The following is a 15,496-nucleotide window of genomic DNA, read 5'->3' on the forward strand; positions in this document are numbered from 1 at the left end:
AGATGTTCGTCATTGGTGCTACAAAAAAACTGCAGAATGAATTGAAATCCCCTGTTCGTGATTTGAATGATTATCAGGATGTCCCCGATTTATATAAATGGCATGCAAATATGATTACGGTGAAGGGTAGAAAGTGCCTGATGCTTATGAACAATGAAACGGGTATAAATTTGACGCTCTTCGGTTTGCAGAAAGAACAATTTGAGCATCTGGATAATGTGATTAAAGGCTCCCTTCAGCAGCTGTTTCAACTGCTGGATGTTGATAAGAAGGCAGCCTACTATATCCTTGATGCCACTGATGAAATCGTTTATACCAAAACGGATAACCGCAGTGTCATGGGCATGATGAATGAAACAAAAGCAAGAATCGATCATACCGTGCGTGACCTGTCTTACGAGGAAATCGACGCCGTAGCGTTGAATAAGGATAACAATGTATTCCCGATGAGCCCTCTGAAGCACCTGGATCCCGTCACCACTTTAAACAAATACTTTGAAGAGTAAATGCACACGGTATTCGTGTGCATTTTTTTATAAATAAGCCGGTGCCTCATTGGAAATTCCCTTGTTTTTCTTGGTCCGAAGTGGGACAGACGTATATAAGCTTCTTGGTTTTACATACGGTTAGGGGTATGTTATAAATTCAATATAAGCTTTTTAAGGAGGATGCGAACGATGTTTTTTAAATCATTTTTTGATGAAGAATTAGCTCAGATGTCATATATGACAGGATGCCAGCGAACGGGTGAAGCTATGGTGATTGATCCCGCACGTGATATCAATCCTTATCTTGAAACAGCTGAAAAAGAAGGATTTACAATCACGAAAGTGACGGAAACACACATTCATGCCGACTTTCTCTCTGGTGCCAGAGAACTGGCTCAGCATACTGGAGCTGTTCTGTATTTGTCCAATGAGGGAGACAATGACTGGAAATACGAGTATTTAAATGAATTGAATCACGTGTTACTGAACGGGGGAGATCAGTTTTACGTTGGAAATATTAAATTTGATGTTCTTCACACCCCCGGACATACCCCTGAAAGTATTTCATTTGTCTTAACTGATGAAGGAGGAGGCTCCAAGGTTCCTATGGGGATTTTCACAGGAGACTTCGTCTTTGTAGGGGATGTCGGCCGTCCGGATCTGTTGGAAAAGGCTGCCGGTTCAGAAGGGACGTCCAGGCAGGGAGCGCGCCAAATGTTCCAGTCCCTTGAAGCTTTCAAAGAACTTCCTGATTATCTTCAAGTCTGGCCGGGTCATGGCGCAGGCAGTGCCTGTGGGAAATCATTAGGAGCAGTCCCTGCTTCTACGGTTGGCTATGAAAAAGCAAATAACTGGGCGCTTCAGCACACGGATATCGATGAATTTACAGAGGAATTGATTGATGGACAGCCGGAACCACCGAAATATTTTGGGATGATGAAAAAGCTGAATAAAGAAGGCCCGTCTTTGAATAAGGGAAGAGATATAAAGAAATTGACAGTGGATCAACTGGAAGGTTATGGAGGAAATGATACGGTCATCATTGACACGAGAGATAAGTGGACCTTTGCGGCAGGCCACCTTCCAGGAACGATCAATATTCCTTACAATCGATCTTTCTCAAACTGGGCCGGCTGGCTCGTCGACTATGACCAGTCCATCGTACTCATCGGTGAGGAAAGCCGGTTAGATGAAATGAAAAAATCACTGGAAGCCATCGGTCTGGATGAAGTTACAGCTTATGTTGCACAATCAGATCTCAGTCAGATCGGAGGACTTGAAACTTATACGTCCATTACCCCGGAGGAACTGGAGAGTCACTATAAACAGGATGATCAATATGTGGTCATCGATGTGCGTAATCCAGGTGAATGGCAGGCAGGTCACATGGATCAGGCCCGTCATTTCATGCTTGGACATTTGAAAGACAACCTGGATGAAATTCCGAACGACCGGACACCGATCGTCCACTGCCAATCCGGCGTCCGCTCCGCGATCGCCGTCAGCCTGCTGCAGGCCAACGGCTTTAAGGACACCATCAACTTGAAGGGTGGATATGCGGCCTGGGAACAACAAAGGGATAAATAAATCCTGATGAAAACACGACTTTGGGAACAAGGTCGTGTTTTTTTGGTAAAAAAAGACCCCTACTCAAGAAAAGTAGAGGCGAAAGTTTGTATAGGTATAGGATTAGGGGAGGTGTTAATTATATAAAAATTAAATTAACACGTAAATTAAACTTGCTCAGCAACTAATGGTCTAGGGTAAGTTTCTACTGCGCTATCTGCAGTCATCGGAGCGGCGATAGATACAGCCAGACCTAGAACAGCGACAAATGCAATGATCTTTTTCATAACATAATTCCTCCTAAGTCAGAATGTTTATTTAACAATTGCATTGCTAACCTTAAATATTCGGAAGAGCGTTTATACATTCTCTGCCTTTCAAAGAGATCGGCTAAGAACTTAGAATACCTGATCACATAAACATGTTCCTTCTTTTTTTGAAAATAAGGAAGGACAGTTTCCTCAATGAAGGGAAGTGTTTCAGGCAGTTCTTTCAGTAAATTGTAATACACCATAAAGTGCAGGTAGTGACTTTCAGAAGCAGTTTTTTCGACTTCCGATAAGCCTTTTTCAATCCATTCAAGACACCCGGATTTATCATCCAAGCGGTAGTGTTCAATGACCAGCCCGTGAATGATATTCAAGTACTCGTGATAATCATAAGTAGATTTAGATTCACGAACATATTCTAAACTTTTCTTATAATTATGAATGGAAGAATCGTGGTTTTCAATTCTGGATTCCAACACTGCAATGTTGATATAAACCAGTTTGAGTTGTTGATTATCTTTGGTCTGAGATGCAATCTTTTTAGCCAGATTATAATTTTCAAGAGATTTCGTATAGTTTTTCAACCGGCTGTAATTGATGCCTAGAAGAATGTGGCAGTCTGCACTTTTGGCAAGATCGTACTGGCTCTTATAAGCTTCCAAGGCCTGATCTGCATAGAAAACAGAGGCAGAAACATGATGAGCCTGGCTGGAACTTAAAGATAAGTGGTAATATAAATCGCTTATTTCCCACTTTTCGATGCCCGCTGAACTGATGTAGTTCTTGGCTTTCATCAACTGTTGAAAAGATTCATCAAAATTCCCTCGATAATATTCAAGCAGGCCGGAACTTACGTGAAAATAGTACTTCATTTCAACATCGAATGTATCTTCATGCTGTTTAATATCTTTCCATGCCTCATAAGCCTTCTCCACCTTGTTTTCTAATAAAAGATGGCGAATGCGGAAGAGCTCGAAAAATATATACAGATGATGATTGTTCAGCGTATCCTTTTGATGAGAAAGTTCCTCTCTCAATCTTTCCGCGTCTTCCCTTTGCTTGTAAAAAATCGTTTTATACCATTCCTTCAGCTTTTCTTTGGAAGGGTGGTTATAGGAAGAGTCGTGAAAATCAAGGCCGAGGCGTTCATACAAAAGTTCGAGTACCTCAGAGGCAGGAACGGTCTGATCGTTCTCAATCTTGGATAAATACGCTGGCGAAATAATTCCATCTGCGAGCTGGTTTTGTGTTAACCCTTGCTTCACCCGATGGAACCGAAGCACTTTTCCATATTCCATTTTCCACACACCTAGTTGATCAACTGTTGATTTGGGAGAACAATTCTCTTTCAAATCTATTTTTAGAATACATGTTCGTTTCATCATTTTCAATAAATTTCGGCAGTTTCCCAAGTCGCAGAAAAAATGGTACTTAAGAGGTGGTTTTTGAAGGTGACTTTCATAGAAGGGACAGAATGGGTGTCCATTAGAGGTTTTTCAAGGGAAAATATGGGTTTATGAGTAATGATACACGAGAACGGGTATAAAAGGTATAGGAAAATTTCATCTATTCTTGAAATATCGACCAATCAGTGAGGAGGAGTGATTCGTGTGGGATACAATGTCACACAGAAGCTGATCCAGGACCACTTAGTCGAGGGAGAGATGACGCCTGGATCGGAAATCGGTTTGAAAATTGATCAGACTCTTACGCAGGATGCTACAGGGACAATGGTGATGCTTGAACTGGAGGCAATGGGGATTGAAAAGGCTCAAACAGAGGTTTCTGCTCAGTATGTAGACCATAATTTAATCCAGGAAGACAGCAAAAATCCAGATGACCATTTGTTCTTAGAAAGTGCCGCCAAGCGGTTCGGGCTTTATTTCAGCCGTCCGGGAAATGGTGTCAGTCATCCTGTTCATATGCAGAGGCTGGCGAGGCCGGGGAAAACACTGCTGGGATCTGACAGCCACACATGTGCCAACGGCAGTATGGGCATGCTTGCCATGGGGGCAGGCGGCATCGATGTCGCAATGGCTGTTGCCGGTGAACCGTTTTATGTAAAGATGCCGAAAGTATGGGGCGTAAAAGTGAGCGGTTCCCTTCCGGACTGGGTCAGTGCGAAGGATGCCATACTGGAAATGCTGCGCAGGCACGGGGTCAAAGGCGGAGTGAACCACGTGTTTGAATATTATGGACCCGGTTTGAAAAATCTCACAGCCATGGACAGGCATGTCATAGCGAATATGGGAGCAGAGCTTGGGGCAACTGGAACGGTCTTTCCTTCCGATGAGGAAACGAAACGATTTATGAAGCTTCAAGGCAGGGAAGACGAATGGATAGAACTGTCACCGGATGAAGATGCCACATATGATGTCCACGATGAATTGAATCTCTCAGAAATTACACCAATGGTGGCCAAGCCCTCCAGTCCGGGAAACGTGGTACCTGTTGAGGAAGTGGAGGGAGAAGGAATCTACCAGTCTTATATCGGTTCCTCGGCGAACCCTGGATTCCGTGATTTTGCGACAGCCTCCAAAATTGTTGAAAGTAAACATATAGCCGATGGCGTTTCTTTTGATATAAATCCGACCTCCAGACAAATGCTGATTGACTTGTCACAGGAAGGGCATATCGCTAATTTCCTTCAATCTGGAGGACGTCTCCATCAGGCGGGGTGTAATGGATGCATCGGTATGGGACAGGCACCTGCCACAGGACGGAACAGCCTGCGTACAACACCGAGAAACTTCCCCGGACGTTCCGGGACGAAAGAAGACAGTGTCTTTTTATGCAGCCCGGAAACCGCAGCCGTTTCTGCTTTGACAGGAGTCATAACGGACCCGAGAAAAGCCGGGTTTGACTATCCTGACGAGAAGGATTTGGATGAGCCGACCGTGGATACACGTCTTCTGGATGAACCTCTGCCCTACGAGGAGGCAAAGGACGTCGAATTAGTCAAAGGACCAAACGTCGCCTCGATTCCTGAAATGGAGGAACTTCCGGACGAAATGGAGCTCCCTGTGCTCCTGAAAATGGGGGATGACATTTCGACCGATGAGATTCTTGCAGGAGGAGCGCGAGTGCTGCCATACCGAAGTAACCTGCCGGAAATTAGTAAGTTCACCTTTGAGATCGTAGATGACACGTACTATGACCGGGCGATGGAACAGAGAGAAAAGGGTGGTCATGCTGTTGTGGCAGGTGCCAACTACGGACAGGGTTCCAGCCGGGAACATGCCGCTCTGGCTCCTAAGTATTTAGGGATGAAAGTAGCGGTTGTCGAAGATTTTGCCAGAATTCACTGGCAGAACCTGGCCAACTTTGGCGTCCTGCCGCTTACATTCAAGGATCCGGCTCAATTGGAAGAGATTGAGCAGGGAGACGTTCTCGTTTTCAAAGGATTGAGAGAGCAGATCAAAAAATCGCCGGTGGTTGAAGCTGAAATTAAAGGCAGGGGCCAAACGATTAAATTGGAGCATGCCCTATCAGACAGACAAATGGACATTATGGAAAAGGGCGGTTTAATCAACTGGGTTAAATCGCGTCTTGAATCGTAATACAGATTGCATTTTAACGAAATCAGCTTGTAGGGAAAGGTATTTCTCTACAAGCTTTTTTCATGCTTTGGGAGTCTGCTTCCCCGTTTTTTCGGAAGGGAGGAGATGAGAAGAATAAAGAAAGCCTCGTACGGTTGGCGGATTGTACGAGGCGTATGCACAATGGAGCACGATTCATGTTCTGGAAGTATCCAGTGGAGCCAGCGTTTTTTCGATTTTTTCGCGTTCGTGCTCTAAGAACGGTGGAAGAGCCAGTGATTCACCCAGGTGTGCGGGGTCTTCGTCAGTGGCAAATCCAGGTCCGTCTGTAGCCAGTTCGAATAAAATGTGGTTGGCTTCTCTGAAGTACAATGATTTGAAATAAAAGCGATCGACAAGACCGGAATTCGGATAACCGGCGGCATCGATGATTGTCTTCCACTTTGCTAATTCTTCTTCATTTTCAACGCGGAAGGCAACGTGGTGAACACTGCCCCTTCCAGGCTTTTCAGGTTGTGCATCCGGCTTTTCCTCCACATGGACTTCAGCTCCTGACCCACCTTCCCCTGTTTCATAAACCGTCCATTGATCATAGGCGCCGACTTTACGGAAACCGAGGACTTCCGTCAGTACTTTTTCTGTTTTAACGGCTTCATGAACGGTCAAATGAACAGGGCCGAGTCCAAGAATACCGCTGTCTTGAGGAATGGGGGAGTTTTTCCAGGGTGTTCCTGCACGTACGCCGGTGTTGTTCTGATCGGATACAAGCATAAGCCGCTGGCCTTCCGGGTCTCTGAACGCGAGCGTTTTTCTACCCAGACGTTCCTGTATCCTGTCTACATCAAGGTCGTAATCATTCAAACGCTTCTGCCAGAATAGCAGGGCTTCATCATCTTTCACCCGTAGAGATGTAGTGGAGATGCTCCTTGTTCCCGGATAGGTATGGCCGGCCCGGTGGATTTCGAAAAAGGTCAGGTCCGTCCCGGGATTTCCCTTTTCATCCGCATAGAATAGGTGGTACATAGAAGGGGAATCCTGGTTTACCGTCTTTTTGACGAGCCGCATCCCAAGCACACTTGTATAAAAATCATAGTTATTGGCTGCGGAAGCTGTAATGGCTGATACGTGATGGATGCCTTTTAACTCCATGAATGATCCTCCTCATTTACTTTGAATTCGAGATAATTATAACGCAGAGAGTCATGAGGTTCAACATGTGCGCTCATGACTTCCGTTCGTACGGAAAAATACGTGTCTGGACGGATTTGGAATAATAGGTGATCGGTCGACGCTGGAAATGTTCGGCAGGGAGAAAGTCCAGCAGATGATTCGTTCCTACGGCCGCTTCAGCTTTCTGCAGCATCCAATTATTATGAATAATGGGCCCTTTATAAACACGCTTCCCCCGAACCACCCAGAGGGCGTACCTTTCCGTCAGCCAGTATAAAAGTGAGCCTGGACGGGCCTGCATAGGCTCACTGAGTGTCTGGAATTCCGCATGAAAGTGGGCAGGTGTGTACCCTTTATGGGTCCGCCTGCTGGAAAACTGTGTGATCGAATCATTTTTATCCATCCGCATAGAGGCGTGGACGTAAGGAAGTCCGAAAGCGGTGCGCGCTAAAAAAACCCCGAGAGGATGATCGGAGTCAAGGGTAATGAAATAAACCCCTGGTTCGCCGTTGTAGGAGACATATGTTCTTACATTCAGTTCCAGAAGATCCGTGCCAAACGGGAGTTTCGGCAGGCCGCGGAACCGGATATTCCTCATACGGAAGGGGACTACAGCAATCCAGGCTGAGCCGTCAAATTCGTCTATATCGAGCTCCTCAGGTACATGAGGCCGCAGTTCATCTACAGGGACGGGCCAGTGTATGAAATATAAATCATCCCAGTCCTGATGCATAATCCATCGGTTCTTATCCATGATTATCACCTCTGGTTAGCTTTACCCGCCCTGAAGTGGAAACATACATTCCGAAGGTGTTCAATCGGCTGTTCCGGTTATTCGAAAGAAGCGATTTCTCCTGCTTCTCTTTCCCTTTTCCTCATCTCATTCAGCAGCAGCTGGATGAACTCCTCCTCCAGCTTCAACTCCATGGCTTTATGAATGGCATCTTTCAGGAGGAAGGGAGATAGTTTATCAAAAGCCATAGCAGTTCCTCCTTCGTTACGTAAGCATTTCAACAGAAACTGTTGCCACACCTGTAATACTTCCAAGCTGATCGTAAAGAGGCTGGGCAAATACGTCATATCTGGTCAAGCCTTCGGATAGGGGAAAGGCGAGGATTTCTCTTCTCGCCATTCCATCGTCGATCACACGCTGCTTCAGCTTCATCAATGCTGTTGTGCCTTCATTAAAGTCCAGTTCCTCATCTGTTTTACCCATGACTACATTCATTTTAAAGTCCGGGTGGGGGTTGAACATCCATGTATAACGGAGGTTCAAATCACAGTGAGCAATGACTATGGGGGAATTTACGAGCGCTTTTTCGAAAGGTTCACTTAAGTGCTCGGTGTAAAAAAGAGATGGATTGATGTGCAGGTAAGACGCAATTTGAGAAGCAACCGTCATACTGGGGTTTCTGGTACCGTTCTCTATTTGTGCGTAATAGGCTCTATCAATATGAGCTCCTTCTGCAATCTCCTGCTGGGTGAGTGCCTGTTCTTTTCTTAAATTGATCAGCCAGCTTCTCATTTCTGGTTCATCACATCCTACTTTGCTTAGTTATATAATGAATTCTACTTATTGAAGAAAATTCCTTGTGGCATATTGCAACAAAATTCACTATATATGGTAGTGTATAGAAAAAAACATACTAGTCCTAGCGTTTTGTTCGCATTTTTTACATTTTTTGAGTTTTTTCGATAGAGGGGATGGAGAATTTGGTATAATCGGTGCGGCATGACATTCGTATATCGGGAAGCAGAGGGAGGGGGATAGGCATGACATGGGAAGTTTTAAACATCCTCGCCGTCAGTGCATTTGCTTTTAGTGGAGCTATTGTCGCACTGAACGAGAGGTATGATATATTCGGTACGTTTATTTTAGGAATCGCCACACCGTTCGCGGGAGGGATTATCCGGAACATTGCTTTGGATGTGCCGGTGATTCACGTATGGGATCAGGGATACTTATTTTACGTCGCATTAATCACCATTGCCATTGTGTACTTTTTTCCAAAAACGTGGGTAATGGCCTGGGACCGCTGGAATATATATCCTGATGCTGTGGGACTCTCTGCATTCGCTCTGCAGGGAGCGTCCTTTGCTGTCCAGCATGAATTCCCACTGGGCGGAATCGTTTTCGCTGCCATCCTGACAGGAGTGGGCGGGGGTGTGACAAGGGACGTGCTGGCCCAGCGGCGCCCGATGGTGCTTCACCAGGAGATTTACGCGGTATGGGCAATGGTGACTGGTGTTGTGATTGGGCTTGGGTGGGTCGACCTTTACAATCCCTTTCATACCTACAGCATTTTTCTACTGATTATCCTGAGCCGCGTGTTGTCGTATCATCTCGGATGGCATTTACGATTTCGGGATTTGTACCGCATCTAAAAAAGCCTGTGTTAACCAGTTTGAGTTGTCCATTTGTCGTGGGAAGGGTCACGTTCCGCTTATCGGTGGATGAATGCCGCGGGCACGCCCTCCGCTGACTTGATCAGGAAGACCGCCTGTCCAAGTGGATCTTCGGCCCGTGCTGTTCCCGCAGGCATCACCACCAAACGCTCCTCCGCGGAAAGGGAAGGGGCTTTCGCTCCTGGCGGTAAGAAAGAAAAAAGCTTGTAAAGAAACAGGGGTTTCTCTACAAGCTGAGGAGTCCATCGTGGACTCCTTTTTTATATCTTTTAATATCGGAATAGATCGCCTGATAAGTAGCGCTCTCCTGTATCCGGAGCGATACAGACGATGACTTCTCCCGGTTTTTTCTGTTTGGCGGCCTGGATGGCAGCCCAGCAGGCGGCGCCGCAGGATGTCCCAAGGAGCAGCCCCTCTTCACGGGCCAGACGACGGGTGATGTCATAGGCATCTTCGTCGGTGACCTGGTAAATCTCATCATAAATCTCCTGATTCAATATACTTGGAATGAATCCCGGGCTTGTACCGACCAGCTTATGCTTGCCTGGCTGACCGCCCGACAACACGGGAGATCCTGCCGGTTCCGCAACGTGGATGGTCATGTCCTTGAAGCGTTTTTTTAATTCTTCACCGGTTCCTGTAATCGTTCCTCCAGTCCCTGCTGTGGAGACAAAACCGGCCAGCGGTTTACCGAGTTCATCCATTGCTTCGATAATTTCTGCAGCTGTGGTATGGCGGTGAGCATCAGGGTTGGCCATATTCTCAAACTGCATCGGCATAAAGCCGCCGTCGATTTCTTCGACCAGTTCTTTTGCCTTGGCGATGGCTCCGGGCATTTTGGCGTCTCCCGGCGTCAGAACAATTTCCGCTCCGTATGCTTTCAGAAGATTGATCCGTTCCTGTGTCATCGTGTCCGGCATGACTAGAACAGCGCGGTATCCTCTGGCGGCGGCATTCATCGCAATACCGATTCCCGTATTTCCACTTGTCGGTTCAATGATGGTGGATCCCTCTTTTAAAAATCCATCCTTTTCAGCCTGTTCAATCATATTGAAAGCAGCCCGGTCTTTCACACTGCCGCTCGGGTTGTACTTTTCCAGTTTCATATAAATATCTGCGCCACCCTCTGGAGCCAGGCGGTTTAATTTCACTAACGGAGTATCTCCGATTAGATCCGCAATGTTGTTGACTACGCGCATGAACGTCACATCCTTTTGTTAGACCTGTTGCTTTAAGTTTACCATAGGAAGTGGAGGCCATTCATCCGCTGTGCTCTCCCGACTGCTTCAAAAATTGTCTTCCACCATCTGCTGGGCGAATTGGAACGTATCTTTCGGTACGGAAATTTTAAAAGCCAGCTGGTTGGCATTCAGGTTGAAGCGGTCCACTTTCACATTGAAGTTACTGGCCGTTTCCATCTGGGTGACGGCAACATAGATATTTTCTTCATTCGGGTTCACGATGACCCATTCCGGCAGATTGTAGTTATCCTTTAAGAATTCCAGTACTTTCTTATTAGGAAGTGGCAGCTGCCCAAGAGAGATTTTCTCCTGTTCCAGAACAAGGTCGCCGTTTTCCTGGACCACAGGGTTTAATTCCACCTTGATGGGGACTACCTGTTCAAAAGCCTTGATATTACCGGATAACGTAACGTTTTTGTCGATCGAGACGGAGTAATCAAATACGGTCTGGTTGGACAGCTCGGATAAGTATTCATTGGCGAGCTGCTCCATATTCTCTTTCGTTGAGACAATGGTGAACTCGGCATCGGTGTTTTCTTTACCACGGTCTACATTGACAAGGGTATACGAGCTCGGGAGAAAGACTAAAGCCAGAAGCCACCCGATGATCCCGATGTTGATGATGGCAAGGACCCAGAAGGATGTCCGCCATTTATTGTTAAGAAGTAATCGTTTCATTTATCATTCCACCCAGGTTATTCTTCAATATCTTCTCTAATATGAGCGAGTACGCGTTCTGCCATTTCCTTGTATCCCTGTTCATTGGGGTGGAAATGGTCTTCTTCCCATAGGAGTTCTTCTTCGTTTCCATCAAAGATATCACGGATAGGAATAAAGTGGGCCTGATCATAGGTGCCGATGATCCTTTCGCTCGCCTCGTTCCAATCGCCCATGATTTCTCCAAGCTCGGGGATGTTATCAAAATACTGGTTAAATGGATTGTACAGACCAACGAAGTAGATGGGGGCTTCGCCGTTCAAGTTTTGTGTCTTCTCAATAATTTCCTTGAGCCGCTCTTCATATCCATCGCGTTCGTTTCGGAAGTCCTGGTAGTTTAAATCTGTGAAGTTATCTTTAACCACCTTCATCACATCGTTGGCGCCGATGGTGATGAGCACAATGTCTGCCTGTTCGATGGACCGGGAAATATCTTCGTCTTCCATCCGTTCTAACATCTGGTCCGTACGATTGCCGCGTTTTCCGTAATTGATCACTTCAAGAGACGTATTGTTGTTAGTATTTGTGAAGTTGTCTTCAAGAATACCAACATAGCCGCCATTATCTGTCCCGTCTCCGACGCCCTGCGTCAAAGAGTCCCCAATGGCAACTACGGTCAAATCATTTTTTATGAAAAGGTCACGTGCGCTGTCCATGACACTTGTGAAAACGTCCCGCAGACCTTCGCCAAGGGCGTTTTCGTCTTCCTCTGTTGAAACTTCCTCCTGCTCTATCTCTGGCTGCTCTTCTACATCCGCGTCTCCTGTTTCTAACGGCTGTTCATCAGGTGTGCTGGATGACTCCTGCTCCTCTGGTGTATAGATAAAGGAGGCTGTTATAAAAAAGGCAAGAATGAGAGTAAGCAGGATGGAGGCTGTCCATCTCCACTTTTTCACGTTAGGATCCCTCCTGAGGGGGCGTTAATTTTATTATATGTGGTTTTATTTTTATGGGAAATGAAAAAGTTTTATCCATAATTATAGCATGACGCCTTTACAATAGACATACGTGAACGAGTGTTGGAAGATGAGGGTAGGGAACGAATTGGTTGCGGGAGGCGTTTGAAAAATGGATCGAAGTATGACGATTTCTGTAAGAGAGCTGGTCTCTTATGTGTACAGGGCTGGAAGTATTGATGAAAGGTTCCAGTCCAATACAGCTCTGTTGGAGGGAACAGCCATCCATCAGGAAGTGCAGAAGAAATATAAGGACGGAGATGAAAAGGAAGTTTTCCTTCAGTGTGAATATGCGTATGGAGAGCTTCGTCTGATTGTCCAGGGCCGGTGTGACGGCCTGCTTGAGGGAGAAGACGGGCCGGTCATTGATGAAATCAAGTCGACATCCGGGGACCTGGAGGAACTCGACAGTTCTTCTCATCCCGTTTACTGGGCTCAGGCAAAAGGCTACGCCTATATCTATTCTCTCCAGGAAAACCTGAAAAAAATCGATGTCCAGCTGACCTATGTGCAGAAACGGACGAAGGAAAAGAAACGCCTGCAGATAAGATTCACGCATGAGGAACTGGCTGACTTTATGGAGGAGACCGTGAAGGCTTATCAATCCTACGCCTCTGTCCTTCATCATCTGGAGGAACAGAGGGAAGCCACGGTTCCTTCCTTTTCTTTTCCGTTCTCTACCTATCGGACAGGCCAGCGGAAACTGGCGGGGAGTGTGTACAGGACGATTGAAGAAAAGCGGAACCTGTTCGCTCAGGCCCCCACCGGCATCGGGAAGACGATATCGACTTTATTTCCGGCTGTCAAAGCTCTTTCTCTTGATAAAATGGACAGGATTTACTATTTAACCGCTAAAACGACGACGAGAGCGACAGCTGAGGAGGCACTGGCCAAAATGGAAGAGCACGGTCTCTCCCTGAGGTCGGTCACCTTAACGGCTAAGGAGAAAATCTGTTTTCAGGAGGAAACGATCTGTCAGCCGGATTATTGTGAATATGCAGATGGGTATTACGACAGGGTGAATGACGGCATTGTGGATGTACTGAGGAATGAGACGCAGCTCACACGCCCTGTGATTGAAGCGTATGCCAGAAAACACCGTTTATGCCCGTTTGAGTTTTCTCTTGACCTTACGGATGTGGTGGACGTGATCATCAGTGATTACAATTACATCTTCGACCCGCGTGTTGCCTTAAAGAGGCTGATGCCTGACCGTAAGAAAAAAACAGCTCTCCTTGTGGATGAAGCGCATAACCTTGTTGAACGGGCGAGAGAAATGTACTCGGCCTCGATTTATAAAAACCCATTCAGGGAGGCTTCTGATTCGTGGGAAGACGAGGAGGGGGTCCGAAAGACCGCCCTGGCAGTGGCTGATGACCTGGAGCGCCTTGCCGGTTTCCAAGGTGGAGAGATCGTCATCAATGAGATCCCTGGAGAACTGGAAGAAAACCTGGAACGGTTCATTGGGAAAACGGAGCAGATCATCCAGGAACAAGCGGAGGACGAGCGCTCCGAATCTCTTGTTGACTTGTATTTCACCGCCCAGAATTTCCTGAGGATTTTTGAGTTTGTGGATGATCATTATCGTTTTATAGCGGCAAAAGGGGAAAATGGGGACCTGATGCTGAAGTTGTTCTGCCTGGATCCTTCCCACGTATTAAAGAAGGTGACAGATGGGTTCCGCTCCGGTACATTCTTTTCAGCCACGCTTTCACCTTTTGCCTATTATAAAGAAATGCTGGGAGGGACGAAGGAGGATTACATCCTTCAGCTTCCATCCCCTTACGACGCCTCTCAGGTGGATGTCACAATTACGCCGTTATCAACCCGGTATAAAAACCGGAATCAAACGGCCGGAATTCTGGCAGAGCGGTTGAAAGACCAGGTGGAAAGCTATAGTGGAAACCACTTATTCTTTTTCCCGTCGTATCACTACATGGAGCTTGTCTACCAAGAGTTCCGGCAGATGTCCCCTGTCGATGCAGTCATGCAGGAAAGGGGCATGGATGAGAGCCGGCGGGAGGATTTTCTTGCCCAATTCGTTCCAGGAGGGCGTCTGGCAGGTTTTGCTGTCATGGGTGGTGTTTTTTCTGAAGGTGTCGACCTCCGCGGAGACCGGCTGAATGGTGTGGCCGTCGTTGGTGTCGGTCTGGCTCCAAGAAACTTCGAGAAAGAGTTGATTAAAGACTATTTCAATGAGAAAGGCCGCCGGGGGTATGATTATGCTTACGTATATCCTGGAATGAACAAAGTGCTCCAGGCTGGTGGACGCTTGATCCGTTCGGAAGAGGATCATGGAGCTATCCAGCTTATAGATGACCGGTTTGTTTCTGGAAAATACACGAGTTTATTCCCAGAAGATTGGAGAAATTATCGAATTATTAAATAAAAAGATTTCCCGGGAAATTTATTGGCGGATACCGCTGTGCCGGGAATGGATTTTGTAGAAATGAGGGATGGATATGCCTTGGATTAAACCTGTGAAACAACAGCATATGAAAGAAATAAGAGGAGAAGATGAGCCTTCCTCTTTGTTTGACCGGCTTATTGCCAATGACCCCGGTTTATATGAAGCTTTTCTTCCACTTCAACAGGCAGTGAAGAATACCGGCCTTCCAGATGATTTGCGAGAGGCGGTCATCACGTTTGTGTCAATGAAAAATGGCTGCCGCTACTGTACAAAAAGTCATGCTTCCTTGTTAGAAGGCCACACAGGTGTGAATGATGTAGAAGAATGGCTGGATCATTATGAAGCATCATCCATGAGTGAGCAGTGGAAAGCTGTCCTGAATTATGCCGAACAGTTAACCGCCAAACCTGTAGAGGTGGATCAGGACAGCGTGAACCGCCTTACGAAAGCAGGCTTTAGTGTTCGTGAGATTGCTGTGATCAACCATACCGTGGCTTATACGAGCTATACGAATCAGTTGTCGATGGGGCTTGGATTGTAAAGGTTTAAGCACCGCTCGAGACTGGGATTTTCAGACTGTCGGGAACTTTTCCGGCAGTCTTTTTTTGGCCGCTGTGTATTTTTTCAAAAGGTGTGTGTTTGAAAAAGTTTATTGTAAACTAAAATAAATTAGTGTTGACATTATGTCAGGGTTTTTTTATCTTTAAGGAAGAAGTTGTGGAGGAGGAAAAATG

At 46.3% G+C, this 15,496-nt stretch carries 14 protein-coding genes; 6 read left to right on the top strand and 8 right to left on the bottom strand.

Translation table 11 applies throughout. From position 1 onward, the window contains the following. Positions 1-2 precede the first annotated feature (2 nt). Both ACXAJH_RS08885 and ACXAJH_RS08890 read left to right on the top strand, forming a co-directional pair. Complete coding sequence (locus ACXAJH_RS08885) at positions 3-506, top strand: DUF6933 domain-containing protein (protein WP_474993690.1); 504 nt, start codon at positions 3-5, stop codon at positions 504-506. A gap of 171 nt (positions 507-677) precedes the next feature. Continuing rightward, positions 678-2,075, top strand: a complete 1,398-nt coding sequence (locus ACXAJH_RS08890; protein ID WP_474993692.1) for an MBL fold metallo-hydrolase — start codon at positions 678-680, stop codon at positions 2,073-2,075. A gap of 262 nt (positions 2,076-2,337) precedes the next feature. On the opposite strand, the gene ACXAJH_RS08895 is transcribed toward ACXAJH_RS08890, so the two are convergent. Beyond that, entirely contained in the window at positions 2,338-3,708 is a 1,371-nt protein-coding gene (locus ACXAJH_RS08895) for a tetratricopeptide repeat protein (RefSeq protein ID WP_474970451.1), read from the bottom strand. A 225-nt stretch (positions 3,709-3,933) separates the two neighbouring features. On the opposite strand from ACXAJH_RS08895, the gene ACXAJH_RS08900 reads away from it, so the two are divergent. Continuing rightward, positions 3,934-5,883 (top strand): aconitate hydratase, encoded by a 1,950-nt coding sequence (locus tag ACXAJH_RS08900; protein WP_474993694.1) that lies wholly within the window; start codon positions 3,934-3,936, stop codon positions 5,881-5,883. 174 nt (positions 5,884-6,057) lie between these two features. On the opposite strand, the gene ACXAJH_RS08905 is transcribed toward ACXAJH_RS08900, so the two are convergent. From ACXAJH_RS08905 to ACXAJH_RS08920, 4 genes are all read right to left on the bottom strand, one after another. Then, a complete protein-coding gene (locus ACXAJH_RS08905; protein WP_474969870.1) occupies positions 6,058-7,011 on the bottom strand; it encodes a ring-cleaving dioxygenase in 954 nt (317 codons plus the stop codon). Between the two features lie 73 nt (positions 7,012-7,084). After that, the gene (locus tag ACXAJH_RS08910) at positions 7,085-7,786 is read right to left on the bottom strand and encodes a YqjF family protein (RefSeq protein WP_474993696.1); all 702 of its coding nucleotides are present in this window, start codon (positions 7,784-7,786) and stop codon (positions 7,085-7,087) included. A 77-nt stretch (positions 7,787-7,863) separates the two neighbouring features. Continuing rightward, positions 7,864-8,013, bottom strand: a complete 150-nt coding sequence (sda, locus tag ACXAJH_RS08915; protein WP_474969868.1) for a sporulation histidine kinase inhibitor Sda — start codon at positions 8,011-8,013, stop codon at positions 7,864-7,866. A gap of 16 nt (positions 8,014-8,029) precedes the next feature. After that, a complete protein-coding gene (locus ACXAJH_RS08920; RefSeq protein WP_474969867.1) occupies positions 8,030-8,557 on the bottom strand; it encodes a helix-turn-helix domain-containing protein in 528 nt (175 codons plus the stop codon). 248 nt (positions 8,558-8,805) lie between these two features. On the opposite strand from ACXAJH_RS08920, the gene ACXAJH_RS08925 reads away from it, so the two are divergent. Continuing rightward, positions 8,806-9,417 carry a trimeric intracellular cation channel family protein gene (locus ACXAJH_RS08925; protein WP_474969866.1) on the top strand — a complete coding sequence of 204 codons (612 nt, stop codon included), beginning with the start codon at positions 8,806-8,808 and terminating at the stop codon, positions 9,415-9,417. 290 nt (positions 9,418-9,707) lie between these two features. On the opposite strand, the gene cysK is transcribed toward ACXAJH_RS08925, so the two are convergent. The 3 genes from cysK to ACXAJH_RS08940 form a co-directional block, all read right to left on the bottom strand. Next, complete coding sequence (cysK, locus tag ACXAJH_RS08930; RefSeq protein ID WP_474969865.1) at positions 9,708-10,637, bottom strand: cysteine synthase A; 930 nt, start codon at positions 10,635-10,637, stop codon at positions 9,708-9,710. 87 nt (positions 10,638-10,724) lie between these two features. Beyond that, positions 10,725-11,357: a YpmS family protein gene (locus ACXAJH_RS08935; RefSeq protein ID WP_474969864.1), complete on the bottom strand. Its 633-nt coding sequence runs from the start codon at positions 11,355-11,357 to the stop codon at positions 10,725-10,727. Positions 11,358-11,374: 17 nt separating this feature from the next. Further along, positions 11,375-12,292, bottom strand: coding sequence for an SGNH/GDSL hydrolase family protein (locus ACXAJH_RS08940; protein ID WP_474969863.1), 918 nt, complete (start codon positions 12,290-12,292; stop codon positions 11,375-11,377). 172 nt (positions 12,293-12,464) lie between these two features. Between ACXAJH_RS08940 and ACXAJH_RS08945 the strand changes: the two genes are divergently transcribed. Together ACXAJH_RS08945 and ACXAJH_RS08950 are read left to right on the top strand one after the other, a co-directional pair. Next, entirely contained in the window at positions 12,465-14,741 is a 2,277-nt protein-coding gene (locus ACXAJH_RS08945) for a helicase C-terminal domain-containing protein (protein ID WP_474993698.1), read from the top strand. 73 nt (positions 14,742-14,814) lie between these two features. Further along, complete coding sequence (locus tag ACXAJH_RS08950) at positions 14,815-15,303, top strand: carboxymuconolactone decarboxylase family protein (protein WP_474990273.1); 489 nt, start codon at positions 14,815-14,817, stop codon at positions 15,301-15,303. The last annotated feature ends 193 nt before the right edge of the window (positions 15,304-15,496 follow it).

It is taken from the genome of Halobacillus sp. ABD4_316, from assembly GCF_056161385.1.